Origin of the sequence: Pseudomonas tumuqii, from assembly GCF_013184545.1 — a bacterium.
Lineage (GTDB): Bacteria > Pseudomonadota > Gammaproteobacteria > Pseudomonadales > Pseudomonadaceae > Aquipseudomonas > Aquipseudomonas tumuqii.
On sequence record NZ_JAAOJA010000001.1, the window covers coordinates 586,028 to 610,211 of the forward strand.

Consider the following 24,184-nt stretch of genomic DNA (forward strand, 5'->3'; position numbering starts at 1 on the left):
GCTACAATGCGCGCTTTTGCGATTGAAGAGGCTGGTGCTGTGACCACTCCCGGTGCATCGAACTCCACTCCTGGCACCCTTTATGTGGTCGCCACGCCAATTGGCAACCTGGACGACATCAGTGCGCGGGCGCTCAAGGTGCTCGGCGATGTGGCCTTGATTGCCGCCGAGGACACCCGTCACTCTGTGCGCCTGATGCAGCATTTCGGGATTGCCACGCCGCTGGCCGCCTGTCACGAACACAATGAGCGCGATCAGGGTGGGCGCTTTCTCGCGCGGCTGCTGGCAGGCGAGGACGTGGCGTTGATTTCCGATGCCGGTACGCCGTTGATTTCCGATCCGGGCTATCACCTGGTACGCCAGGCGCGTGCTGCCGGCGTCGCGGTGGTGCCGGTGCCGGGAGCCTGTGCGTTGATTGCGGCACTGTCGGCTGCGGGCTTGCCCTCCGACCGGTTTATTTTCGAGGGTTTTCTGCCGGCCAAGAGCGCCGGCCGTCGCGCGCGCCTGGAGCAGGTAAAGGAAGAGCCGCGCACGCTGATCTTCTATGAGGCGCCGCACCGCATTCTCGAGTGCCTGGAAGACATGCAGGCGGTGTTCGGTGATGAGCGCCCGGCACTGCTCGCGCGGGAAATCACCAAGACCTTCGAGACGCTCAAGGGCCTGCCATTGGCCGAGTTGCGCGCCTGGGTGGCGGCTGACAGCAATCAGCAGCGCGGCGAGTGCGTGGTTCTGGTCGCGGGCTGGCAGGCGCCGGAGGACGAGGCGGCGGTGAGTGCCGAGGCGCTACGTGTGCTCGAGCTGTTGCTCAAGGAAATGCCACTCAAGCGGGCGGCAGCGTTGGCAGCGGAAATCACTGGGGTGCGCAAGAACTTGCTCTATCAGGCGGCGCTGGAACGGCAGAAAGATGCTTGAGCCTTGTTCTATCGGGCGCGTGTCGGTAACCTTGGCGGCGGAGAGTCGATCGGACAGTCGCTGCCGTGTTTCGTTCTGCGAAATGCGGGGGAGGAAAGTCCGGGCTCCATAGGGCGGAGTGCCAGGTAACGCCTGGGAGGCGTGAGCCTACGGAAAGTGCCACAGAAAATAACCGCCTAAGCGCTTCGGTGCCGGTAAGGGTGAAAAGGTGCGGTAAGAGCGCACCGCGCGGCTGGTAACAGTCCGTGGCTAGGCAAACCCCACTCGGAGCAAGACCAAATAGGGTTCCATTGGCGTGGCCCGCGCTGGAACCGGGTAGGTTGCTAAAGGCGTGCAGTGATGTACGTCGTAGAGGAATGACTGTCCTCGACAGAACCCGGCTTACAGATCGACTCTCCACCTTTCCTTTCTATCCGCGACACGCTTACTCCTCGCTTTTCTAAGACCGAAAAAATCTTACTCTTAACAAATCACTTTAAGTTAGAAGTGCAGCTTGCTGTACGCGCTCAATTTGCCTTGCGAAACTCCGTGCAATGCTCTGCTCTTACTCCGCTTAAGTTTGCTAAATCGCCGTTCTGTAAGGGTTTTTCCCTCCAGGCGCGCCTTGACGGTGGGGTGTGGGCGTTCCTATAGTGTGCACAGGTGGTAAGAAGTGGCATGAAGTGGGGTTTTTTGGGCATGGATAGCTAATTTAAGGGGAAGCGCAGCTGTGTTTCGTGGAGCCAACGCCATCAGTCTCGACGCCAAAGGGCGACTCGCGATGCCAAGTCGGTATCGGGACGAGCTCGTGTCGCGTTGTGCGGGCCAGCTTATCGTGACCATCGATGCCATCGACCCCTGTCTATGTGTCTACCCGCTGGCTGAGTGGGAACTGATCGAGAACAAGCTGCGCGAATTGGCCTCCTTTCGTGAGGAAAATCGCCGTTTACAGCGCTTGCTGATCGGTAATGCCGTTGACCTCGAGCTGGATGCGAGCGGCCGCTTTCTGGTGCCGCCGCGTCTGCGCGAGTACGCCAAGCTGGATAAGCGCGCGATGTTGGTCGGCCAACTGAATAAATTTCAACTGTGGGATGAAGATGCCTGGAATGCGGTCGCCGATGCCGATTTGGCGGCCATCAAGCAACCGGGTGCTTTGTCCGACGAACTACGTGACTTGATCCTGTGACTATGACCAGCAGCTTTCGCCATATTACTGTGCTACTCGACGAGGCTGTCGACGGGTTGGCCGTGCGTGCGGATGGCTGCTACCTGGATGGCACCTTCGGCCGTGGCGGGCATAGCCGGTTGATCCTCGAAAGGCTCGGGCCGGACGGGCATTTGCTGGGGTTTGACAAGGACCCCTTGGCGATTGCCACGGGGAATGAGCTAGCGGCCGAAGACGGCCGCTTTGTCGTTGTGCAGCGCAGTTTTGCGGAACTTGGCGAAGAGGTTGCTGTCCGCGGGCTGGCTGGCAAGGTCAGTGGGATTCTGCTGGACCTGGGCGTTTCCTCGCCGCAGCTGGACGATGCCGAGCGCGGTTTCAGCTTCCTCAATGACGGCCCGCTGGACATGCGCATGGACCCTACTCGAGGCGTCAGTGCGGCGCAGTGGATCGCCAGCGCCAGCGAAGAGGAAATCGCCCGGGTGTTCAAGGAGTATGGCGAAGAGCGTTTCGCCAAGCGCATGGCCCGTGCCGTGGTGTTGCGCCGCGCCGAGCAGCCCTTTGAGCGCACCGCCGACCTGGCCCAGGTGCTGACGGTGGCCAATCCTGCCTGGGAAAAGGGCAAGAATCCGGCGACCCGCGCATTCCAGGGGTTGCGCATCTACATCAATAACGAGCTCGGTGATCTGCAGCGTGGCCTCGATGCCGCGCTGGAAACGCTTGAAGTGGGCGGCCGCCTGGTGGTGATCAGCTTTCATTCCCTCGAGGACCGCATCGTCAAGCAGTTCATGCGCAAGCATGCCAAGGGCGAGCGGGACGCATACCCGCGCGACCTGCCGATCATCCCCAAGGCCTTCGAGCCCCGTTTGAAGCTGATCGGCAAGCCGCAGTACGCCTCCGACGCCGAGCTGAAGGCCAATCCGCGCTCGCGTAGCGCGGTCATGCGGGTGGCGGAGAAAATGCGATGAGCACGCTCTTTGCCAAGCCATTGCCCAGGGGCAGCCTGCTGATGCTGGTGCTGTTCCTTGGCGTGCTGTGCACGGCGTTGGCGGTCTCTTACAGTGCGCACTGGAATCGTCAGTTGCTCAACGGGCTGTATGCCGAGCTGAGCACCCGCGACCGGGCGCAGGCCGAGTGGGGCCGTTTGATTCTCGAGCAAAGCACCTGGACCGCCCACAGTCGTATCGAAACCCTGGCCAGTGAACAGCTGAAGATGCGCATTCCCGAAGCCGCCGAAGTGCGCATGGTGGCGCCATGATCAGACTCGAAGGGGCACTCTATCCCTGGCGTTTTCGCCTGGTGCTGCTGCTCCTGGCGCTGATGGTCGGTGCGATTGTCTGGCGCATCATCGATCTGCATGTGTTCGACCATGATTTCCTCAAGGCCCATGGCGATGCGCGCAGTGTGCGGCATATTCCGATTCCTGCGCACCGCGGCCTGGTCACCGATCGCAATGGCGAGCCGCTGGCGGTAAGTACCCCAGTCACGACCCTCTGGGCCAATGGCAAAGAGTTGCAGGCCGGCAAGGCCCAGTGGCCGGCCTTGGCGGCCGCGCTGGGGCAGGAGCCAAAGGGACTTGCCGTGCGTCTGCAGGCCAATGCCGAGCGCGAATTCATGTACCTGGTACGTGGCCTGACGCCGGAGCAGGGGCAGCGGGTCCTCGACCTGAAACTGCCAGGTGTATACGCCATCGAAGAGTTTCGCCGTTTCTATCCGGGCGGCGAAGTGACCGCGCACGTGATCGGCTTTACCGATATCGACGATCGCGGGCGCGAGGGCATGGAGCTGGCTTTCGATGAATGGCTGGCCGGTGTGCCGGGCAAGCGCCAGGTGCTCAAGGATCGCCGTGGTCGTTTGATCAAGGATGTCCAGGTCACCCAGAATGCCAAGGCGGGCAAGACGCTGGCGCTGTCGATCGACCTGCGTCTGCAGTATCTGGCGCATCGCGAGTTGCGCAACGCCCTGGCCGAGTTCGGGGCCAAGGCGGGCAGCCTGGTGATGATCGATGTGAAGACCGGTGAAGTGCTGGCGATGGTCAACCAGCCCACCTATAACCCGAATAACCGCCGCAATCTGCAGCCGGCCGCCATGCGTAACCGGGCGATGATCGACGTATTCGAGCCGGGTTCGACCATGAAGCCGTTCTCCATGAGTGCCGCGCTGGCGAGTGGCCGCTGGAAGCCGACCGATACCGTCGATGTGTATCCGGGTACCTTGCGGATTGGCAGGTACACGATCCGCGACGTTTCGCGCAGCACTGGGCCGTTGAGCCTCACTGAAATTCTGATCAAGTCGAGCAACGTCGGCATGAGCAAGGTCGCCTTCGATATCGGCGGCGAGTCGATCTACTCGGTGATGCAACAGGTCGGGCTGGGGCAGGACACCGGCCTCGGTTTTCCGGGCGAGCGGGTCGGCAATCTGCCCAACCATCGCGAATGGCGCAAGGCTGAAACCGCCACCCTGTCCTATGGCTACGGCTTGTCGGTGACGGCCGTGCAGTTGGTGCATGCCTACTCGGTGCTGGCCAATGGCGGGCGCAGCGTGCCGTTGTCGCTGACCCGCATGGACCGCAAGCCGGACGGCGTGCAGGTGATCCCTGAAGATATCGCCAAGACCATGCAGGGCATGCTGCAGGAAGTGATCGAGGCCCCCGGCGGAGTGTTCCGGGCCAAGGTTCCGGGTTACCACGTCGCGGGCAAGAGCGGTACCGCGCGCAAGGTTTCGACCGATTCCAGGGGCTATCGGGAGAATGCTTACCGCTCACTGTTCGCCGGCTTCGGGCCAGTCAATGATCCGCGGATTGCCGTTGCCATCGTCATCGACGAACCCAGCAAGGGCGGTTACTACGGCGGTTTGGTGTCTGCGCCGGTGTTCGGCAAAGTCATGGCCGGCGCCCTGCGCCTGATGAATGTCGTGCCGGATAACCTGGCACCGCCCGTCGAATCGCAAGCGACTGCGGTGAACGCAGCCAAGGGAGGGCGCATCTGATGCCCATGCCTCTGAATCAATTGTTGCCTGAAGCCGCCAGTGCGGTGCTGATCCGTGAATTGACCCTGGATAGTCGCAAGGTGCGCCCCGGTGATCTGTTCCTTGCCGTGCCGGGTAGCCAGCAGGACGGCCGCGTGCACATTGCCGACGCGATCGCCCGCGGCGCCGCGGCAGTGGCCTATGAGGCCGAGGGTGCGCCAACGATGACGGCCAGCAGCGCCGAGCTGGTGGCGATCAAGGGTTTGGCCAGTCAGCTGTCGGCCATCGCCGGGCGCTTTTACGGCGAACCGAGTCGACGGATGCATCTGGTCGGCATTACCGGCACCAACGGCAAGACCAGCGTCAGCCAGTTGTTGGCCCAGGCGCTGGATCTGCTGGGTGAGCGCTGCGGCATCGTCGGTACCCTGGGCAACGGTTTTTACAATGCACTGGCCCTCGGTCGGCACACCACGCCGGATCCGATCGGCGTGCAAGCCACCCTGGCCGACCTGAAGAATGCCGGCGCCCGTGCGGTGGCCATGGAAGTTTCCTCCCACGGCTTGCACCAGGGCCGGGTGACCGCGCTGGCGTTCGACGTGGCGGTATTCACCAACCTGTCGCGCGATCATCTGGACTATCACGGTTCGATGGACGCCTATGGCGAGGCCAAGGCGGCCTTGTTCGCCTGGCCGGGTTTGCGCTGCCGGGTGCTCAATCTGGACGACCAATTCGGTCGTGAACTGGCCCGTGCCGAGCATGACTCGCGCCTGATCAGCTACAGCCTGGAAGACCCCACGGCTTATCTGTACTGCCGAGACGCCCAGTTCGACGAGCAGGGTGTACGGGTCAAGCTGGTCACGCCGCGCGGCGAAGGCAATGTGCGCAGTGCTCTGCTGGGACGCTTCAACCTGAGCAACCTGCTGGCCGTGGTCGGCGCGTTGCTGGGCATGGATTATCCACTCGACGAAATCCTCAAGGTGCTCCCGCAATTGCAGGGCCCGGTGGGGCGCATGCAGCGCCTGGGCGGCGCCCGGCAGCCACTGGTGGTGGTCGATTACGCGCACACCCCGGATGCCCTGGAAAAGGTGCTCGAAGCCCTGCGCCCGCATGTCAAAGGTCGTCTGCTGTGCCTGTTCGGCTGCGGCGGTGACCGTGATCGCGGCAAGCGGCCGTTGATGGCGGCCGTGGTCGAGCGTCTCGCCGATGGCGTGCTGGTCACCGACGACAATCCGCGTGGCGAGACGCCCGAGCATATCTTCAGCGATATCCGCGCAGGTTTTGCCACGCCTGAGCGCGTGCAGTTCGTCCATGGCCGCGGCCAGGCCATCGCCCAGTTGATCGCCGCCGCCAGTGCCGACGACGTGCTGGTGCTGGCCGGCAAGGGCCATGAGGACTATCAGGAAATCAACGGCGTGCGCCAGCCATTCTCCGATCTGGTCGAAGCTGGCAAAGCCCTGGCGGCATGGGAGGTGACGCATGCTTAAAGCCCTGCGCTTGAGCGAAATCAGCGCGCCGTTGCATGCGCGTTTGATCGGTGAAGATTGCGCCTTCGATGCAGTCAGCACCGACAGCCGGGCGATTCAACCGGGTCAGCTGTTCATCGCCCTGACCGGGCCGAACTTCGACGGCCACGCTTACCTGGCCGATGTCGCCGCCAAAGGGGCGGTGGCCGCGCTGGTCGAGCGGGAAGTGGCGGGCGTCGCCTTGCCCCAGTTGCTGGTGGCCGATACGCGCCTGGCGCTTGGCCGGCTGGGCGCCTTGAACCGTCAGGCCTATGGTGGCCCGCTGGTTGCGGTCACCGGTTCCAGCGGCAAGACCACGGTCAAGGAAATGCTCGCCAGCATTTTGCGCACGGCGTTCGTCGAGCAGGGCAATTCCGTGCTGGCCACCCGCGGCAATCTGAACAATGAACTGGGTGTGCCGCTGACCCTGCTGGAACTGGCATCGCAGCACAAGGCGGCGGTGATCGAGCTGGGCGCCTCGCGCGTCGGCGAAATCGCCTACACCGTAAGCCTGGCGCAGCCCCATGTGGCCATCATCACCAACGCCGGCACCGCGCATGTGGGCGAGTTCGGCGGGCCGGAAAAAATCGTCGAGGCCAAGGGCGAGATCCTCGCAGGGCTCGGCGCGGGCGGGGTTGCCGTGCTCAATCGTGACGATCCGGCCTTTGCGCGTTGGCAAAAGCGCGCAGGCGACCAGCGAATCCTCAGTTTCGCCTTGCACAATCCGGCGGCCGACTTCCATGCCAGCGACCTGGACCGCGATGCGCGCGGTTGCTCGGCGTTCACCCTGCACTGTGCCGATGGCCTGGCACGCATCCAGCTCAACCTGCTCGGCGAGCACAACGTTGCCAATGCCCTGGCGGCATCCGCGGCGGCGCGGGCCCTGAGCGTGCCGTTGGTCGATATCAAGAACGGGCTGGAAAACCTGCAACCAGTCAAAGGCCGCGCCGTAGCGCAGTTGGCGAGCAATGGTGTGCGGGTTATCGATGACAGCTACAACGCCAACCCCGCGTCGATGTGCGCGGCGGTTGATATACTCGCCGGCTTCTCCGGTCGCACCGTTCTGGTGCTCGGGGACATGGGCGAGCTAGGAGCCTGGGCTGAGCGAGCTCACCGCGAGGTGGGCAGCTATGCCGTTGGCAAGGTTGCCGCGCTCTATGCGGTTGGCCCGCTGATGGCTCATGCGGTTGCAGCGTTCGGTGCAGATGGCCGGCATTTTGCCGATCAAGCCAGCCTGATCGAAGCGCTCCGCGGCGAACATGGCGACACCACCATTCTAATCAAAGGTTCACGTAGCGCCGCGATGGATAAAGTCGTGGCGGCGCTTTGTGGCACATCCGGCGAGAATCACCCAATGGAGAGTCACTAAATGCTGCTGCTGCTGGCGGAGTACCTGCAACAGTTCAACAAGGGCTTCGCGGTCTTTCAGTACCTGACCCTGCGCGGGATTCTCGGGGTGTTGACCGCGCTGGCGCTGTCGTTGTGGCTGGGGCCGTGGATGATCCGCACCCTGCAGATCCGCCAGATTGGCCAGTCGGTGCGCAATGACGGGCCGCAGTCGCACCTGTCGAAGAAGGGCACGCCGACCATGGGCGGCGCGCTGATTCTCTCCGCCATCGCGATCAGCACCCTGCTCTGGGCCGACCTGAGCAACCGCTATGTGTGGGTGGTGCTGGCGGTGACCCTGCTGTTCGGCGCGATCGGCTGGGTCGACGATTACCGCAAGGTGATCGAGAAGAACTCGCGCGGCCTGCCGAGTCGCTGGAAGTATTTCTGGCAATCGGTGTTCGGTCTGGCGGCGGCCTCGTTCCTTTATATGACCGCGCAGACCCCGGCGGAAACCACCCTGATCCTGCCGCTGCTGAAAGACGTCAGCATTCAGCTGGGCTTCGGCTTCGTGGTGCTGACCTACTTCGTCATCGTCGGCTCGAGCAATGCGGTGAACCTCACCGATGGCCTGGACGGCCTGGCGATTCTGCCCACCGTGATGGTCGGCGGCGCGCTGGGGATCTTCTGCTACCTGTCGGGCAACGTGAAGTTCGCCGAATACCTGTTCATCCCCTATCTGCCGGGCGCGGGCGAGTTGATTGTGTTCTGCGCCGCCCTGGTCGGCGCCGGTCTGGGTTTCCTCTGGTTCAACACCTACCCGGCACAGGTGTTCATGGGCGATGTCGGTGCGCTGGCGCTGGGCGCGGCACTCGGCACCATCGCCGTGATCGTCCGTCAGGAAGTGGTGCTGTTCATCATGGGCGGGGTGTTCGTCATGGAGACCCTGTCGGTGATCATCCAGGTCGCTTCGTTCAAATTGACCGGCAAGCGGGTGTTCCGCATGGCGCCGATTCATCACCACTTCGAACTGAAAGGCTGGCCCGAGCCGCGCGTCATCGTCCGTTTCTGGATCATCACCGTGATTCTGGTGTTGATCGGCCTTGCCACCTTGAAATTGCGTTGAGGACACCATGAGCCTGATCGCTTCCGACCAATTCCGCATCGTTGTCGGCCTCGGCAAGAGCGGCATGTCCCTGGTGCGTTTTCTCGCCCGCCAGGGCCTGCCCTTTGCCGTGGTCGATACCCGTGCCAATCCGCCGGAGCTGGCCACCTTGCGTGAACAGTTCCCGCAGGTGGAAGTGCGTTGTGGCGAGCTGGATGTGGACTTCCTCTGCCGTGCCAGCGAGTTGCTGGTCAGTCCGGGCCTGGCTATCGCGACCCCGGCGCTGCAGGCAGCGGCCAAGCGCGGCGTCAAGCTCTCCGGCGACATCGACCTGTTTGCCCGTTACGCCAAGGCGCCGATCGTCGCCATCACCGGTTCCAACGCCAAGAGCACGGTGACCACCCTGGTCGGCGAAATGGCGGCGGCGGCCGGCAAGAAGGTCGCGGTCGGCGGCAACCTGGGGACTCCGGCGCTGGATCTGCTCAGCGAGGAGGTCGAGCTGTATGTCCTGGAACTGTCCAGCTTCCAGTTGGAAACCACCGATCAGCTCAACGCCGAAGTGGCGACCTGCCTGAACATCAGCGAAGACCATATGGATCGCTACGCCTCGCTGGCGGCTTATCACCTGGCCAAGCACCGGATCTTCCGTGGCGCCCGTCAGGTGGTGGTGAACCGCGACGATGCGCTGTCACGGCCGCTGGTGGCGGACGATCTGCCGTGCTGGTCGTTCGGCCTGGGCAAGCCGGACTTCAAGCGTTTCGGTCTGCTCGAGGAGAATGGCGAGAAGTACCTGGCTTACCAGTTCGACGCGCTGCTGCCGGTGCGTGAGCTGAAAATCCGTGGTGCGCATAACCAGTCCAACGCCCTGGCGGCGCTGGCTCTGGGCCATGCGGCCGGCCTGCCGATGGCGCCGATGCTGGAGACCCTGAAGCGCTTCGCCGGTCTGCCGCACCGTTGCCAGTGGGTGGGTGAGCGTAACGGCGTGGCTTACTACGACGACTCCAAGGCCACCAACGTCGGCGCCGCCCTGGCGGCCATCGAAGGTCTGGGCGCGGATATCGCCGGCAAGCTGGTGTTGCTCGCCGGTGGCGACGGCAAGGGTGCCGATTTCTCCGCCTTGGCCAAACCGGTCGCGCAATTCTGCCGCGCCGTGCTGTTGCTCGGTCGTGATGCCGAGCGTCTGGCCGCTGCGCTCGGTGAGGGCGTGCCGCTGATCCGCGTGGCGACTCTCGAGGAAGCCGTGCAGCGTTCCGCCGAACTGGCCCAGGCGGGCGATGCCGTGCTGCTCTCGCCGGCCTGCGCCAGCCTGGACATGTTCAAGAATTTCGAAGAACGCGGACGCCTGTTCGCCCAAGCCGTAGAGGCGCTCGCCTGATGCTCGCCTTCCTGCGCCCATACCCGTCCCCGCTGTTCAGCCGCCGTGGCCTGGACCTGGACTTCCCGCTGCTGGCCGGTTGCCTGGCCCTGCTCGGCCTGGGGCTGGTGATGATCGCGTCCGCCTCGACCGAGGTGGCCGCGGTGAATGTGGGCAGCCCGCTTTACTACATGCTCCGCCACCTGGTCTACCTGGTGATCGGCCTCGGCGCCGCCGCCGTGGTGCTGTTGATTCCGCTGGAAACCTGGCAACGCCTCAGCGGGATGGCGCTGTTGGCTGCCTTCGCCTTGCTGGTGCTGGTGCTGGTGCCGGGTATTGGCCGTGAAGTGAACGGTTCGATGCGCTGGATCGGCTTCGGTGCATTCAACGTGCAGCCGTCGGAAATCGCCAAACTGTTCGTGGTGATCTATCTGGCCGGCTATCTGGTGCGTCGCCAGGCCGAAGTTCGCGAAAGCTGGGCCGGCTTCTTCAAGCCCTTCGTGGTGCTGCTGCCGATGGCCGGCTTGCTGCTGCTGGAGCCTGACTTCGGCGCCACCGTGGTGATGATGGGCGCCGCCGCGGCCATGCTGTTCCTCGGCGGCGTCGGCCTGCTGCGCTTCGGCTTGCTGGTCGCCCTGGCCGTTGGCGCGTTGTTCGTCCTGGTGCAAACCCAGGAATACCGCCTGCAACGCCTGATCACCTTCACCGACCCCTGGGCCGATCAGTACGGTTCCGGCTACCAGTTGACCCAGGCGTTGATCGCCTTCGGTCGCGGCGAGTGGTTCGGCGTCGGCCTGGGCAACAGCATTCAGAAGCAGTTCTATCTGCCGGAAGCGCACACCGACTTCGTGTTTGCCGTGCTCGCCGAAGAGCTGGGCATGCTGGGCGCCCTGGTTACCGTCGGCCTGTTCGCCTTCGTCTGTGTGCGTGCCCTGTACATCGGCCTGTGGGCGGAGAAGGCCAAGCAGTTCTTCGCCGCCTATGTCGCCTACGGCCTGGCCTTCCTGTGGATCGGCCAGTTCCTGATCAATATCGGGGTGAATATCGGCCTGCTGCCGACCAAAGGCCTGACCTTGCCGTTCCTCAGCTACGGCGGCAGTTCCCTGGTGATCTGCTGCGTCAGCCTGGCGCTGCTGCTGCGCATCGAGTGGGAGCGGCGCACCCAGTTGGGCAGCGAGGACGTCGATTTTCAGGAGTCGGATTTTTTCGATGGGAAGCGCGCACAGGAGCCTGCCAATGCCCGGTAATGTGCTGATCATGGCCGGCGGTACCGGCGGGCACGTGTTCCCGGCGCTGGCCTGTGCCCGCGAGTTCCAGGCACGCGGCTACCGCGTGCATTGGCTGGGCACTCCGCGCGGCATCGAGAACGAACTGGTCCCGGCCGCCGGCCTGCCGTTGCACCTGATCAACGTCAGCGGTCTGCGCGGCAAGGGCAAGCTGTCGCTGCTCAAGGCGCCGTTCCAGTTGATCAAGGCACTGTTTCAGGCGCGTAAAGTGGTGCGCGAACTGCAGCCGGTGTGCGTGCTCGGCATGGGTGGCTTCGTCACCGGCCCCGGCGGCCTGGCGGCCCGCCTGGGCGGTGCGCCGTTGATCATCCACGAGCAGAACGCCGTGGCCGGCACCGCCAATCGAAGCCTGGTGCCGTTCGCCAGCCGCGTTTGCGAAGCTTTCCCGAATACCTTCGGCGCTTCGGCCAAGCGCCGCACCACCGGCAACCCGGTACGCGAGGAGCTGTTCCTGGAAACCCCGCGCGATTCGCTGCGCGATCGCCGGCCGCGTCTGCTGATCCTCGGCGGCAGCCTGGGTGCCGAGCCGCTGAACAAGCTGCTGCCGGCAGCGCTGGCGTTAGTGCCAGACGAGTTGCGCCCGCACGTGTTCCACCAGGCCGGCAAGCAACACGATGGCATTACTGGCGAACGTTACCGCGCTGCCGGCGTCGAAGCGCAGGTCGCGCCCTTTATCAAGGATATGGCCCGCGCTTACGCCTGGGCCGATCTGGTGGTGTGCCGCGCCGGTGCCTTGACCGTCAGCGAGCTGGCTGCCGCCGGTCTGCCGTCGCTGCTGGTGCCGCTGCCGCACGCCATCGACGATCACCAGACGCGTAACGCCGAGTACCTGGCCAAGGAGGGCGCTGCCGTCCTTCTGCCGCAACGCTCCACAGACGCCGCCACGCTGGCCGCTCAGCTGTCCGAGGTTTTGATGCACCCTGAACGATTGCAAGAAATGGCGCGCACCGCGCGGCGTCTGGCCAAGCCCGATGCAACCCGCAGCGTTGTCGATATTTGTCTGGAGGTGGCCCGTGGTTGAGAGTCGCAAAGCTTTCCCGCAGCCTGAAATGCGCCGTATCCGCCGCATCCACTTCGTCGGCATCGGCGGCGCCGGTATGTGCGGTATTGCCGAAGTGCTGCTCAACCTGGGCTACCAGGTGTCCGGCTCCGACCTCAAGGCGTCGGCGGTCACCGAGCGTCTGGAGCAGTTCGGCGCGCAGATCTTTATCGGACATCGTGCCGAGAACGCCGAGAACGCCGATGTGCTGGTGGTCTCCAGCGCCGTGAATACCGCCAACCCGGAGGTCGCCGCGGCCCTGGAGCGGCGCGTGCCGGTGGTGCCGCGTGCGGAAATGCTCGCCGAGCTGATGCGCTACCGGCATGGCATTGCCGTGGCCGGCACCCATGGCAAGACCACCACCACCAGCCTGTTGGCCTCGGTATTTGCCGCTGGCGGCCTGGACCCGACCTTTGTCATCGGTGGCCGCTTGAATGCGGCGGGCACCAATGCCCAGTTGGGCACCAGCCGCTACCTGATTGCCGAAGCGGATGAAAGCGATGCCAGCTTCCTGCATCTGCAGCCGATGGTCGCGGTGGTCACCAACATCGACATGGACCACATGAGCACCTACGAAGGCGACTTCAACAAGTTGAAGAAAACCTTCGTCGAGTTCCTGCATAACCTGCCGTTCTATGGCCTGGCGGTGCTGTGCGTCGACGACCCCATCGTGCGCGAGATCCTGCCGCAGGTGGCGCGTCCGACCATGACCTACGGCTTTGGTGAAGATGCCGACGTGCGGGCGATCAACGTGCGCCAGCAAGGCATGCTGACCTTCTTCACCGTATTGCGTCGCGACTGCGAGCCGCTGGATGTCTCGGTCAACATGCCAGGCAATCACAACGTCCTGAATGCCCTGGCGACCATTGCCATCGCGACCGATGAAGGTATCAGCGATCAAGCCATCGTCCAGGGCCTGTCCGGCTTCCAGGGTGTCGGCCGACGTTTCCAGGTCTACGGTGAACTGCCGGTGGCCGGCGGCAGCGTGATGCTGGTCGACGACTATGGTCACCACCCGCGCGAAGTGGCGGCGGTGATCAAGGCCGTGCGCGGTGGCTGGCCGGAGCGGCGCCTGGTGATGGTTTACCAGCCGCACCGTTTCAGCCGTACCCGCGACCTCTATGAGGATTTCGTCCAGGTGCTGGCCGATACCAACGTTCTGCTGCTGATGGAGGTCTATCCGGCCGGCGAAGAGCCGATCCCGGGTGCCGACAGCAAGCACCTGTGCCACAGCATTCGTCAGCGTGGCCAGCTGGATCCGATCTACATCGAGCGCGGCGTCGAACTGGCGCCGCTGATCAAACCGCTGCTGCGCGCCGGCGACATCCTGCTGTGTCAGGGTGCCGGCGATATCGGTGGCCTGGCCCCGCAACTGTTGCAAAGCGCGCTGTTCGCGGCAACTGGCGGTGAGTCGAAAGAGGCTGAGTCCAAATGAGCGCCGAAACCTTGAAGTCACACCTGCCAGTTACTGCTTTCGGTCGCGTCGCCGTGCTGTTCGGCGGCAAGAGCGCCGAGCGTGAAGTCTCGCTGAAGTCCGGTAATGCCGTGCTCAACGCCCTGCAAGGCGCTGGCGTGGATGCTTTTGGCATCGATGTCGGTGAGGATTTCCTGCAGCGTCTGCTCAACGAGAAGATCGACCGCGCCTTCATCGTGCTGCACGGGCGTGGCGGCGAAGACGGCAGCATGCAGGGCTTGCTCGAATGCGCCGGCATCCCTTACACCGGCAGCGGCATCCTGGCTTCGGCCCTGGCCATGGACAAACTGCGCACCAAGCAGGTCTGGCAAAGCCTCGGCCTGTCGACGCCACGGCATGCGGTCTTGGCCAGTGCCGACGACTGCCGCGCCGCTGCGGCGGAGCTGGGTTTCCCGCTGATCGTCAAACCGGCCCATGAAGGCTCGAGCATCGGCATGGCCAAGGTGGCCGATGTCGACAGCTTGATCGCCGCCTGGCAGGACGCCAGCCAGTACGATTCGCAAGTGTTGGTCGAGCAGTGGATTCACGGCCCGGAATACACCATTGCCCTGCTGCGCGGTCAGGTGCTGCCACCGATTGCCCTGGGCACTCCGCATTCGTTCTACGACTACGACGCCAAGTATCTGGCCAGCGACACCCAGTACCGCATCCCCTGCGGCCTCGATGCGGCCAAGGAAGAAGAGCTGAAGAACCTCAGTGCCCGGGCCTGCGAAGCGGTTGGTACCCAGGGTTGGGCGCGGGTCGATGTGATGCAGGACGCCGCCGGCCAGTTCTGGCTGCTGGAGGTCAATACCGTACCGGGCATGACCGACCACAGTCTGGTGCCGATGGCGGCGCGTGCCGCCGGTCTGGATTTTCCACAACTGGTGTTGGCGATCCTCGCCGACAGCCTTGAGGCTCGGGGTTAAGCCATGATCGCCACTCTTCGTCACCAGCCAGGCTCTGCACCTGCACCGTTGCGCGGCAAGCCTGCGCAACGCGGTGCCAGCCGCCTGGTGACCAGGGAGCCGATCAGCCTGCGCCTGCCCAAGCCGAACCTCGGTCTGCTCAAGCGCATCACCTGGCCGCTGTTGCTGCTGGTGCTGGGCTTCGCCGCCTATGAGTTGGCACAACGCCTGCTGCCCTACGCAGACCGGCCGATCGCCAAGATCAGCGTCGAGGGCGATCTCAGCTACGTCAGCCAGCAGGCGGTCCAGCAGCGTATCGAGCCGTTCGTCAAGGCGAGTTTCTTCAGTGTCGACCTGCCGGGGATGCGCCGCGAACTGGAGTCGATGCCCTGGATCGCCAGTGCACAGGTGCGCCGGGTGTGGCCGGACCAGGTGCTGGTGCACCTCGAGGAGCATCTGCCGATTGCCCGTTGGGGTGATGAGGCGCTGTTGAACAACCAGGGCAAGGCCTTCGCGCCCAAGGAACAGGCGAATTATCAGCATCTGCCGCAGCTGTACGGCCCCAAGCGGGCGCAGCAGCAAGTGATGCAGCAGTACCAGATGCTCAGCCAGATGTTGCGTCCATTGGGTTTTTCCGTGGCGCGCCTGGAGTTGCGTGAGCGCGGCAGCTGGTTCCTCTCCACCGGTCAGGGTATCGAGCTGCTGTTGGGCCGCGACCATCTGGTGGAAAAGATGCGTCGTTTCATCGCCATCTACGACAAGGCGCTGAAAGAGCAACAAACGAATATCGCGCGGATCGATCTGCGTTACGCCAACGGCCTGGCCGTGGCGTGGCGTGAGCCGATTGCGCCCACGGCGGCTGATACCGCTGTCGTGCAGTGAATCAGGAGAAGGCGAGACCCATGGTAAACGTGCAGAGTGGCAAGATGATCGTTGGCCTCGATATAGGCACCTCCAAGGTGGTGGCGCTGGTCGGTGAAGTGACGGCTGATGGCCAGCTGGAAATCGTCGGTATCGGCACCCATCCGTCGCGTGGCCTGAAAAAAGGCGTGGTGGTGAATATCGAGTCGACCGTGCAGTCGATCCAGCGCGCCATCGAGGAAGCCCAGCTGATGGCTGGCTGCCGCATTCATTCGGCCTTCGTCGGCGTAGCCGGCAACCATATCCGCAGCCTCAACAGCCACGGCATCGTCGCCATCCGCGATCGCGAAGTCAGCCCGGCCGACCTCGAGCGCGTCCTGGATGCGGCCCAGGCCGTGGCGATTCCGGCGGATCAGCGGGTGCTGCACACCCTGCCGCAGGACTACGTGATCGATAACCAGGAAGGCGTGCGCGAACCGCTGGGCATGTCCGGCGTGCGCCTGGAAGCCAAGGTGCATGTGGTGACCTGCGCGGTGAATGCGGCGCAGAACGTCGAGAAGTGCGTGCGCCGCTGCGGCCTGGAAGTCGACGACATCATTCTCGAGCAGCTGGCTTCGGCCTATGCGGTGTTGACCGACGACGAGAAAGAGCTGGGCGTGTGCCTGGTCGACATCGGCGGCGGTACCACCGACATCTGCATCTTCACCGAAGGCGCGATTCGCCACACCGCGGTGATTCCGATCGCCGGCGATCAGGTCACCAACGACATCGCCATGGCGCTGCGCACACCGACCCAGTACGCCGAAGAAATCAAGATTCGTTATGCCTGTGCCCTGGCCAAGCTGGCCGGTGCCGGCGAGACCATCAAGGTGCCGAGCGTCGGCGATCGGCCGCCGCGCGATCTGTCGCGCCAGTCCCTGGCCGAAGTGGTCGAGCCGCGCTACGACGAGCTGTTCACCCTGATCCAGGCCGAGCTGCGCCGCAGCGGCTACGAAGACCTGATCCCGGCGGGCATCGTGCTCACCGGCGGCACCTCAAAGATGGAAGGCGCGGTCGAGCTGGCCGAGGAAATCTTCCACATGCCGGTTCGCCTGGGCATGCCGCAAGGCGTCAGGGGCCTGGCCGACGTGGTGCGCAACCCGATTTATTCCACCAGCGTGGGCCTGTTGCTGTATGGCCTGCAGAAACAGGCCGATGGCATCTCAATGTCCGCCATCGGCAGCTACAGCGATGAAGCCAGGACACCGGTATTCGAGCGCTTGAAGCGCTGGGTACAAAGCAATTTCTGATTTAACAACCGCTTATGCAGTAGGCGTTACAACTAGAAAGCAAAGGAGAGGGAAAATGTTCGAGCTCGTAGACAACATCCCGCAAAGTGCGGTCATCAAGGTAATTGGCGTGGGCGGCGGCGGCGGCAACGCAGTCAACCACATGTCGAAGAACAACATCGAAGGCGTCGAGTTCATCTGCGCCAATACCGATGCACAGGCACTGAAGAACATCGGTGCGCGCACCATCCTGCAGCTGGGCACTGGCGTGACCAAAGGTCTGGGCGCGGGCGCCAACCCTGAAATCGGCCGGCAGGCGGCCATGGAAGACCGCGAGCGCATCGCCGAAGTGTTGCAAGGTTGCGACATGGTCTTCATCACCACCGGTATGGGTGGCGGTACCGGCACTGGCGCTGCGCCGGTGATCGCCCAGGTGGCGAAGGAAATGGGCATTCTCACCGTCGCTGTGGTGACTCGTCCGTTCCCGTTCGAAGGGCGCAAGCGCATGCTGATCGCCGAAGAGGGCATTCGCGCCCTGGCGGAAAGCGTTGACTCGCTGATCACCATCCCCAACGAAAAACTGCTGACCATCCTCGGTAAAGACGCCAGCCTGCTGTCGGCGTTCGCCAAGGCGGATGACGTGCTGGCCGGTGCCGTGCGCGGTATCTCCGACATCATCAAGCGTCCGGGCATGATCAACGTCGACTTCGCCGACGTGAAAACCGTGATGAGCGAAATGGGCATGGCGATGATGGGCACTGGCTGCGCCAGCGGTCCGAACCGTGCGCGTGAAGCCACCGAGGCGGCAATCCGCAATCCGCTGCTGGAAGACGTCAACCTGCAGGGCGCGCGTGGCATCCTGGTGAATATCACCGCCGGTCCCGACCTGTCCCTGGGCGAGTACTCCGACGTGGGTAACATCATCGAGCAGTTCGCGTCCGAGCACGCCACCGTCAAGGTGGGCACCGTGATCGATCCGGACATGCGCGACGAGCTGCACGTCACCGTGGTGGCCACTGGTCTGGGCGCGAAAATCGAGAAGCCGGTCAAGGTGATCGACAATACCGTGCAGGTCACGACCAGCAGCGCTTCGTCGGCGGCAACGCCAGCTTCGCGCGGCGAGCAAAGCGTCAACTACAAGGATTACGAACGCCCAACCGTTCAGCGTCAAAGCCACGGCGGCGCTGCTGCCGCGGCCAAGCTGAATCCGCAGGATGACCTGGATTATCTGGACATCCCGGCCTTCCTGCGTCGTCAGGCCGATTGATGGAATGTATCAGGAGTATTGGGGTGATTGGTGTTCAGCAAAGGCCGGTTCTGCTATCATCGCCGGCCATTGTTGAAAACAATTCGCAACTAGTGCTATAGCGGCCAAAGCCATGATCAGACAACGTACCCTGAAGAACATTATCCGCGCCACTGGCGTCGGCCTGCATTCCGGGGAGAAGGTATACCTGACCCTGAAGCCGGCACCTGTGGACACCGGTATCGTGTTCCGTCGTACCGACCTTGACCCTGTCGTGGAAATCCCCGCGCGGGCCTGCAATGTCGGTGAAACCACCATGTCGACCACGTTGGTCAATGGTGACGTCAAGGTGGATACGGTAGAGCACCTGCTTTCGGCCATGGCTGGCCTGGGCATCGATAACGCCTACGTCGAGCTCTCCGCGTCCGAAGTACCGATCATGGATGGCAGTGCTGGTCCCTTTGTATTCCTGATTCAGTCCGCTGGGTTGCAGGAGCAGGATGCCCACAAGAAGTTCATCCGCATCCTTCGTGAAGTGACGGTCGAAGAGGGCGACAAGCGCGCCACTTTCGTGCCTTTCGAAGGCTTCAAGGTGAGCTTCGAGATCGATTTCGATCACCCGGTTTTCCGCAACCGCACCCAGTCGGCCAGCGTGGACTTTTCCAGTACTTCTTTCGTCAAGGAAGTCAGCCGTGCGCGCACCTTCGGTTTCATGCGTGACATCGAGTTCCTGCGTTCGCAGAACCTGGCACTCGGCGGCAGTGTGGATAACGCCATCGTGGTGGATGAGTTTCGTGTATTGAACGAAGACGGCCTGCGTTACGAGGACGAATTCGTCAAGCACAAGATCCTCGACGCCATCGGCGATCTCTACCTGCTGGGCAATAGCCTGATCGGTGAGTTCCGCGGCTTCAAATCGGGGCATGCCTTGAACAATCGTCTACTGCGCGCCTTGATCGAGCAGACGGACTGTTGGGAAGTGGTCACCTTCGATGACATCAAGAATGCGCCTATCTCGTACATGCGGCCGGTCGCGGCGGTGTAAGCAAAAACTCTCTTTCCTTTGTTTTTGAAGCCACCTTCGGGTGGCTTCTTTTTTTCTGTGGAGCAGTCCTGAATCGGATCTTGATCCGGCTTGGCGGGGCGCTATTCGCGGGGCTGGCCGTGCTTGGCCAGTCGTTCCAGGGCGGCGCGCAGCTTGGGGTCGGTTATGCCGTCGGCAGTGGCCTGGATGTTCTCGGCAGCGCTGCTGGATAGGCTGATTGTGCGACCGGGTGCACGCCTTTCGGCAGTTGGCGGTTGCACCTTGAACAGGATCTTGGTTAAGGTCGCGAACTCTTCGAGTGTCTGCAACTGCCTGAGCAGGCGCCGTTGTTGATAACGCAAGCGGGTGGCCCAGTGGCCATCGGTGACTATAAGAAGTAGGCAACCCTCGCGCCAGGACGCTACATGACAGTGTTCGCGGGCCGCGGGTTGCAGCTGGCTTTCCAGTAAGTGCTGCAGGCGATCGATGCGTTGCGCCTGGTTGAACAGCGCTTTCAAGGGCTTCGCTTCGCGCATTAGCGCGGCGGGTGCTTTAGCCGGCAAAGGACGAAACGCCATGGCAGGACGCCTGAGATTGTGGAGTCGCCATGGTAGCAGAATCTCTGCTGCCGACTTGGGCTCCACCGCAAAGGGGAAGCCATGCACATTATTCTACTCAATCGGAGTCACGGCGCCGCACGTTCTCTGAGCCTGGATTTACGTTGGCTGCTGGTGGCGCTGCTCATGCTGATAGCGGCGGCGCTTGGCAGTGGCGTCGCGGTAGGGGCGTGGGTCGTGCCGCAAGTGGAAAACGTGCCAGGCAGTGCGCAGTTGACCGAGGCACTGAATCAGCAGCGTGCAGAAGTGGGCGCGGTGCGGGTCGATGCACAGCGTCAACTGGATGCATTCGCCGCCCATGTTGCCGAGTTGCAGGCCCGCTTGACCCGCCTGGATGCACTGGGCGAACGCCTGACCGAGCTGGCCGATCTGGATGCCAGTGAATTCGATTTTTCCTTGAGCGTGGGTCAGGGCGGTCCCGAAGAGCTGTTCGGTGGCTCGGCCTATGCCCCGCCATCATTCATCAGCACCCTCGATGACCTGGCCCTGCGCCTGGACAGTCGCGAGCAGCAACTCGAGGTGCTGGAGCAACTGCTCGCCGACCGCCAGCTCAATGAGGCCGAATACCTCGCCGGGCGTCCGGTCTTGCAAGGCTATATCTCCTCACCATTCGGCCGGCGTACCGACCCCCTGAACGGGCGGTTGAGCGTGCATAAGGGCGTGGACTTCGCCGCCAAGGCCGGCAGCAATGTGGTCGCGGTGGCCGCCGGCGTGGTGACCGCCTCAAGCCGACGTTCCGGTTATGGCAATACCGTGGAAATCAGCCATGCCGATGGCTACGTCACCCTGTACGCGCACAACCAGAGCAATCTGGTGCAGGTTGGCGATCTGGTGCAGCGCGGTCAGGTTATCGCCAAGGTTGGCAGCACCGGCCGCTCTACCGGTTCCCATGTGCATTTCGAAGTCAGTCAAAATGGCCGGGTGGTCAATCCCACCAGCTATATCGCTCGAGTCAGCGACGTCGAATAGCCGGCCGTTGCACAATCACTGCGGGCTTCGCGCCCTCTGCGATTGCAGCCGAAAAACGCTCAGGTACAACTCGTACACGGCGCTTCTGATTCGCTTGGCTGACCCGGCGGACCAGCCTTCGGTTGTTGCTCGCTTCGCTGCGTTTTGGTTGACTTCGCCTTGCCTGGCCGTCGCTCGCTACATTTTTAAACGGCCTGATAACGCCGCTTTATTCATCGCCGTTTCCGGGTAGAATGCCCCCTTCGCACGCAGCCATGAAGGCTGCATGGGCGACTCATGGGGCCGCCCTCCATCCATACGCGTGGAAGACCCTGCCGATATGTTTGCGCCTTTGTTGAAAAAACTCTTTGGAAGCAAGAACGAGCGTGAAGTCAAACGCATGCTCAAGACGGTTCAGATCGTCAATGCCTTCGAGGAGCAGATGCTTGCGCTCTCGGATGAGCAACTGCGCGCCAAGACCATTGAGTTCAAAGCTCGTCTGGCCAAAGGTGAAACCCTCGACCAGTTGCTGCCGGAAGCCTTCGCGGTAGCCCGGGAAGCGGGCAAGCGCGTCATGGGCATGCGCCACTTCGATGTACAGTTGATCGGTGGCATGACCTTGCATGAAGGCAAGATTGCCGAGATGCGTACCGGCGAGGGCAAGACCCTGGTGGCGACCCTGGCGGTCTACCTCAACTCGCTGGAAGGCAAAGGCGTGCATGTGGTCACGGTCAACGACTACCTGGCTCGTCGCGATGCCAACTGGATGCGTCCGCTGTATGAATTTCTCGGCATGTCGGTAGGCATCGTCACCCCGTTCATGCCGCCGGAAGAAAAGCGCGCCGCCTATGCTGCCGATATCACCTATGGCACCAACAACGAGTTCGGTTTCGATTACCTGCGCGACAACATGGCCTTCAGCCTGGAGGACAAATTCCAGCGCGAGCTGAATTTTGCCGTGATCGACGAAGTCGACTCGATCCTCATCGACGAGGCGCGTACCCCGTTGATCATCTCCGGCCAGGCCGAAGACAGCTCCAAGCTCTATATCGAAATCAACAAGCTGATCCCGACCCTCAAGCTGCACATCGAGGAAGAGGAAGGCGTGGTCACTCAGGAAGGCCATTACAAGGTCGACGAGAAGACCCGTCAGGTCGAGCTGAACGAGGCCGGCCACCAGTTCGTCGAGGAAATGCTTACCGAGGCTGGCTTGCTGGCCGAGGGCGAGAGCCTCTATTCGGCGCATAACCTGGGCCTGCTGACCCACGTCTATTCCGGCTTGCGGGCGCACAAGCTGTTCAACCGCAACGTCGAATACATTGTGCAGAACGATCAGGTGTTGCTGATCGACGAGCATACCGGCCGCACCATGCCGGGCCGCCGCCTGTCCGAGGGCCTGCACCAGGCCATCGAGGCCAAGGAAGGCTTGCCGATCCAGGCCGAGAGCCAGACCCTGGCCTCGACCACCTTCCAGAACTACTTCCGCCTGTACAACAAACTGTCCGGCATGACCGGTACCGCCGACACCGAAGCCTTCGAGTTCCATCAGATCTACGGCCTGGCGGTGATCGTGATCCCGACCAACCGGCCGATGGCGCGCAAGGACTTCAACGACCTGGTCTATCTGACCCAGGAAGAGAAGTACGCGGCCATCATCACCGATATCAAGGAATGCCAGGCCCTGGGGCGGCCGATTCTGGTCGGTACGGCGACCATCGACAGTTCCGAATATGTCTCGCGCCTGCTGACCAAGGAAGGCATCGAGCACAAGGTGCTCAACGCCAAGTTCCATGAAAAAGAGGCCGAGATCATCGCCCAGGCCGGGCGTCCTGGCGCGCTGACCATCGCCACCAACATGGCCGGTCGTGGTACCGACATCGTCCTGGGCGGTAACTGGGAGGTCGAAGTGGCCGCCCTGGAAAATCCCACGGACGAGCAGATTGCGCAGATCAAGGCCGACTGGCAGAAGCGTCATCAGCAGGTGATCGAATCCGGCGGCCTGCATGTGGTCGCTTCCGAACGTCACGAGTCGCGGCGTATCGACAACCAGCTGCGCGGCCGCTCCGGTCGTCAGGGCGACCCGGGCTCCAGCCGCTTCTACCTGTCGCTGGAAGACAACCTGATGCGCATCTTCGCCTCGGATCGGGTGAAGAATTTCATGAAAGCCCTGGGCATGCAGCCCGGCGAAGCGATCGAGCATCGGATGGTCAGCAACGCCATCGAGAAGGCGCAGCGCAAGGTCGAGGGACGCAACTTCGACATGCGCAAGCAGCTGCTGGAATTCGATGACGTATCCAACGAGCAGCGCAAAGTGATTTATCACATGCGCAACACCCTGCTGGCTGCCGATGACATTGGCGAAACCATCGCCGAGTTCCGCAAGGAAGTGCTGGAAGGCATCATCAACGAACATATCGCGCCGCAGTCGTTGCCCGAGCAATGGGATATCGCCGGCCTGGAAGAGGCGCTGTACGCCGGCTTCAACCTCCGCCTGGCGATCCAGCAGTGGCTCGACGACGACCACAAGCTCTACGAAGAAACCCTGCGCGAGCGGATTCTGCAAGAGCTGGTCGCGGCCTACAACGAGAAGGAAGAGCTGGCCAGCGCCGAGGCGCTGCGCACCTTCGAGAAACAGATTTTGCTGCGCGTGCTCGACGATTTGTGGAAAGACCACCTGTCGACCATGGATCACCTGCGTCATGGCATTCACCTGCGCGGTTATGCGCAGAAGAACCCGAAACAGGAGTACAAGCGCGAGTCGTTCGCCCTGTTCCAGGAGCTGCTCAACTCGATCAAGCGCGACACCATCCGGGTCCTGTCCCATGTGCAGGTGCGTCGCGAAGACCCGGTCGAGGAAGAGGCACGTCTGCGCCGCGAAGCCGAGGCGCTGGCCGAACGCATGCAGTTCCAGCACGCCGAAGCATCGGCCCTGGTGCAGCCCGAAGCCGTGGCGGAAGACAGTGATGTGGCGGTTGCGCCGCCGCCAGTGCGTACCGAACCGAAGATCGGCCGCAACGAACCTTGCCCTTGCGGTTCCGGCAAGAAGTACAAGCATTGCCACGGCCAGGTCAACTAACCTCGGGCTGACGCAACAAAGCAGAAAGGGTACGGGCTTTGGTTATGCCTGAGTCCGCCCGACAACGCCGCGAACGGCCTGGCCGCTCGCGGCGTTTTACCATCGAATTCGCTCGTGCCCCGCGGCGCGACACTTAAATCCCTCAAGGAGC

At 62.8% G+C, this 24,184-nt stretch carries 20 protein-coding genes and 1 other RNA gene; 20 read left to right on the top strand and 1 reads right to left on the bottom strand.

What is annotated here, in order from left to right; genetic code table 11:
• Positions 1 to 6: 6 nt before the first annotated feature.
• The 18 genes from rsmI to lpxC all read left to right on the top strand — a co-directional run bounded on the left by rsmI (position 7) and on the right by lpxC (position 19,413).
• Positions 7 to 912, top strand: a complete 906-nt coding sequence (rsmI, locus tag G9C89_RS02600; RefSeq protein WP_178115408.1) for a 16S rRNA (cytidine(1402)-2'-O)-methyltransferase — start codon at positions 7 to 9, stop codon at positions 910 to 912.
• 41 nt (positions 913 to 953) lie between these two features.
• An RNA gene (gene rnpB / locus G9C89_RS02605) (RNase P RNA component class A) lies at positions 954 to 1,312 on the top strand.
• A 309-nt stretch (positions 1,313 to 1,621) separates the two neighbouring features.
• Entirely contained in the window at positions 1,622 to 2,077 is a 456-nt protein-coding gene (mraZ, locus tag G9C89_RS02610) for a division/cell wall cluster transcriptional repressor MraZ (protein ID WP_172144144.1), read from the top strand.
• Positions 2,078 to 2,079: 2 nt separating this feature from the next.
• A complete protein-coding gene (gene rsmH, locus G9C89_RS02615; protein WP_172144146.1) occupies positions 2,080 to 3,021 on the top strand; it encodes a 16S rRNA (cytosine(1402)-N(4))-methyltransferase RsmH in 942 nt (313 codons plus the stop codon).
• Positions 3,018 to 3,311 carry a cell division protein FtsL gene (gene ftsL / locus G9C89_RS02620; protein ID WP_172144148.1) on the top strand — a complete coding sequence of 98 codons (294 nt, stop codon included), beginning with the start codon at positions 3,018 to 3,020 and terminating at the stop codon, positions 3,309 to 3,311. The genes rsmH and ftsL overlap by 4 nt, the downstream gene beginning before the upstream one ends.
• Positions 3,308 to 5,041: a peptidoglycan D,D-transpeptidase FtsI family protein gene (locus G9C89_RS02625; RefSeq protein WP_178115409.1), complete on the top strand. Its 1,734-nt coding sequence runs from the start codon at positions 3,308 to 3,310 to the stop codon at positions 5,039 to 5,041. The genes ftsL and G9C89_RS02625 overlap by 4 nt, the downstream gene beginning before the upstream one ends.
• The gene (locus G9C89_RS02630; protein ID WP_172144150.1) at positions 5,041 to 6,504 is read left to right on the top strand and encodes a UDP-N-acetylmuramoyl-L-alanyl-D-glutamate--2,6-diaminopimelate ligase; all 1,464 of its coding nucleotides are present in this window, start codon (positions 5,041 to 5,043) and stop codon (positions 6,502 to 6,504) included. The genes G9C89_RS02625 and G9C89_RS02630 overlap by 1 nt, the downstream gene beginning before the upstream one ends.
• Entirely contained in the window at positions 6,497 to 7,891 is a 1,395-nt protein-coding gene (locus G9C89_RS02635) for a UDP-N-acetylmuramoyl-tripeptide--D-alanyl-D-alanine ligase (protein ID WP_172144152.1), read from the top strand. Before G9C89_RS02630 ends, G9C89_RS02635 begins: the two co-directional genes overlap by 8 nt.
• Positions 7,892 to 8,974 (top strand): phospho-N-acetylmuramoyl-pentapeptide-transferase, encoded by a 1,083-nt coding sequence (gene mraY, locus G9C89_RS02640; RefSeq protein WP_172144154.1) that lies wholly within the window; start codon positions 7,892 to 7,894, stop codon positions 8,972 to 8,974.
• 7 nt (positions 8,975 to 8,981) lie between these two features.
• The gene (murD, locus tag G9C89_RS02645; protein ID WP_172144156.1) at positions 8,982 to 10,328 is read left to right on the top strand and encodes a UDP-N-acetylmuramoyl-L-alanine--D-glutamate ligase; all 1,347 of its coding nucleotides are present in this window, start codon (positions 8,982 to 8,984) and stop codon (positions 10,326 to 10,328) included.
• Positions 10,328 to 11,554 carry a putative lipid II flippase FtsW gene (gene ftsW / locus G9C89_RS02650; protein WP_172144158.1) on the top strand — a complete coding sequence of 409 codons (1,227 nt, stop codon included), beginning with the start codon at positions 10,328 to 10,330 and terminating at the stop codon, positions 11,552 to 11,554. Before murD ends, ftsW begins: the two co-directional genes overlap by 1 nt.
• Entirely contained in the window at positions 11,544 to 12,614 is a 1,071-nt protein-coding gene (gene murG, locus G9C89_RS02655; RefSeq protein WP_172144160.1) for an undecaprenyldiphospho-muramoylpentapeptide beta-N-acetylglucosaminyltransferase, read from the top strand. The genes ftsW and murG overlap by 11 nt, the downstream gene beginning before the upstream one ends.
• Before the next feature lie 28 nt (positions 12,615 to 12,642).
• Positions 12,643 to 14,067, top strand: coding sequence for a UDP-N-acetylmuramate--L-alanine ligase (gene murC, locus G9C89_RS02660; protein ID WP_172144162.1), 1,425 nt, complete (start codon positions 12,643 to 12,645; stop codon positions 14,065 to 14,067).
• Entirely contained in the window at positions 14,064 to 15,014 is a 951-nt protein-coding gene (locus G9C89_RS02665; protein ID WP_172144164.1) for a D-alanine--D-alanine ligase, read from the top strand. Before murC ends, G9C89_RS02665 begins: the two co-directional genes overlap by 4 nt.
• A 3-nt stretch (positions 15,015 to 15,017) precedes the next feature.
• Complete coding sequence (locus tag G9C89_RS02670) at positions 15,018 to 15,875, top strand: cell division protein FtsQ/DivIB (protein ID WP_172144166.1); 858 nt, start codon at positions 15,018 to 15,020, stop codon at positions 15,873 to 15,875.
• Positions 15,876 to 15,895: 20 nt separating this feature from the next.
• On the top strand, positions 15,896 to 17,143 hold the full coding sequence (ftsA, locus tag G9C89_RS02675) for a cell division protein FtsA (protein ID WP_172144169.1): 1,248 nt from the start codon (positions 15,896 to 15,898) through the stop codon (positions 17,141 to 17,143).
• A 55-nt stretch (positions 17,144 to 17,198) separates the two neighbouring features.
• Complete coding sequence (ftsZ, locus tag G9C89_RS02680; RefSeq protein WP_172144171.1) at positions 17,199 to 18,389, top strand: cell division protein FtsZ; 1,191 nt, start codon at positions 17,199 to 17,201, stop codon at positions 18,387 to 18,389.
• A gap of 112 nt (positions 18,390 to 18,501) precedes the next feature.
• Entirely contained in the window at positions 18,502 to 19,413 is a 912-nt protein-coding gene (gene lpxC, locus G9C89_RS02685; protein ID WP_172144173.1) for a UDP-3-O-acyl-N-acetylglucosamine deacetylase, read from the top strand.
• A 101-nt stretch (positions 19,414 to 19,514) separates the two neighbouring features.
• Here lpxC and G9C89_RS02690 read toward each other — a convergent pair whose 3' ends face one another.
• Positions 19,515 to 19,970 (bottom strand): DciA family protein, encoded by a 456-nt coding sequence (locus G9C89_RS02690; RefSeq protein ID WP_172144175.1) that lies wholly within the window; start codon positions 19,968 to 19,970, stop codon positions 19,515 to 19,517.
• Positions 19,971 to 20,051: 81 nt separating this feature from the next.
• Between G9C89_RS02690 and G9C89_RS02695 the strand changes: the two genes are divergently transcribed.
• Positions 20,052 to 20,978 carry a M23 family metallopeptidase gene (locus tag G9C89_RS02695; protein WP_172144177.1) on the top strand — a complete coding sequence of 309 codons (927 nt, stop codon included), beginning with the start codon at positions 20,052 to 20,054 and terminating at the stop codon, positions 20,976 to 20,978.
• A 319-nt stretch (positions 20,979 to 21,297) separates the two neighbouring features.
• Positions 21,298 to 24,033: a preprotein translocase subunit SecA gene (gene secA / locus G9C89_RS02700; protein ID WP_172144179.1), complete on the top strand. Its 2,736-nt coding sequence runs from the start codon at positions 21,298 to 21,300 to the stop codon at positions 24,031 to 24,033.
• Positions 24,034 to 24,184 lie beyond the last annotated feature (151 nt).

What these genes read in the sequence shown, in the direction of transcription:
- G9C89_RS02690 (WP_172144175.1), bottom strand. Translation starts at nt 19,970, where the DNA reads ATGGCGTTTCGTCCTTTGCCGGCTAAAGCACCCGCCGCGCTAATGCGC.
- ftsL (WP_172144148.1), top strand. Translation starts at nt 3,018, where the DNA reads ATGAGCACGCTCTTTGCCAAGCCATTGCCCAGGGGCAGCCTGCTGATG.
- lpxC (WP_172144173.1), top strand. Translation starts at nt 18,502, where the DNA reads ATGATCAGACAACGTACCCTGAAGAACATTATCCGCGCCACTGGCGTC.
- rsmI (WP_178115408.1), top strand. Translation starts at nt 7, where the DNA reads ATGCGCGCTTTTGCGATTGAAGAGGCTGGTGCTGTGACCACTCCCGGT.
- ftsW (WP_172144158.1), top strand. Translation starts at nt 10,328, where the DNA reads ATGCTCGCCTTCCTGCGCCCATACCCGTCCCCGCTGTTCAGCCGCCGT.
- G9C89_RS02625 (WP_178115409.1), top strand. Translation starts at nt 3,308, where the DNA reads ATGATCAGACTCGAAGGGGCACTCTATCCCTGGCGTTTTCGCCTGGTG.
- murC (WP_172144162.1), top strand. Translation starts at nt 12,643, where the DNA reads ATGCGCCGTATCCGCCGCATCCACTTCGTCGGCATCGGCGGCGCCGGT.
- G9C89_RS02670 (WP_172144166.1), top strand. Translation starts at nt 15,018, where the DNA reads ATGATCGCCACTCTTCGTCACCAGCCAGGCTCTGCACCTGCACCGTTG.
- ftsZ (WP_172144171.1), top strand. Translation starts at nt 17,199, where the DNA reads ATGTTCGAGCTCGTAGACAACATCCCGCAAAGTGCGGTCATCAAGGTA.
- secA (WP_172144179.1), top strand. Translation starts at nt 21,298, where the DNA reads ATGTTTGCGCCTTTGTTGAAAAAACTCTTTGGAAGCAAGAACGAGCGT.
- G9C89_RS02695 (WP_172144177.1), top strand. Translation starts at nt 20,052, where the DNA reads ATGCACATTATTCTACTCAATCGGAGTCACGGCGCCGCACGTTCTCTG.
- G9C89_RS02665 (WP_172144164.1), top strand. Translation starts at nt 14,064, where the DNA reads ATGAGCGCCGAAACCTTGAAGTCACACCTGCCAGTTACTGCTTTCGGT.
- ftsA (WP_172144169.1), top strand. Translation starts at nt 15,896, where the DNA reads ATGGTAAACGTGCAGAGTGGCAAGATGATCGTTGGCCTCGATATAGGC.
- G9C89_RS02630 (WP_172144150.1), top strand. Translation starts at nt 5,041, where the DNA reads ATGCCCATGCCTCTGAATCAATTGTTGCCTGAAGCCGCCAGTGCGGTG.
- G9C89_RS02635 (WP_172144152.1), top strand. Translation starts at nt 6,497, where the DNA reads ATGCTTAAAGCCCTGCGCTTGAGCGAAATCAGCGCGCCGTTGCATGCG.
- murG (WP_172144160.1), top strand. Translation starts at nt 11,544, where the DNA reads ATGCCCGGTAATGTGCTGATCATGGCCGGCGGTACCGGCGGGCACGTG.
- murD (WP_172144156.1), top strand. Translation starts at nt 8,982, where the DNA reads ATGAGCCTGATCGCTTCCGACCAATTCCGCATCGTTGTCGGCCTCGGC.
- mraY (WP_172144154.1), top strand. Translation starts at nt 7,892, where the DNA reads ATGCTGCTGCTGCTGGCGGAGTACCTGCAACAGTTCAACAAGGGCTTC.
- rsmH (WP_172144146.1), top strand. Translation starts at nt 2,080, where the DNA reads ATGACCAGCAGCTTTCGCCATATTACTGTGCTACTCGACGAGGCTGTC.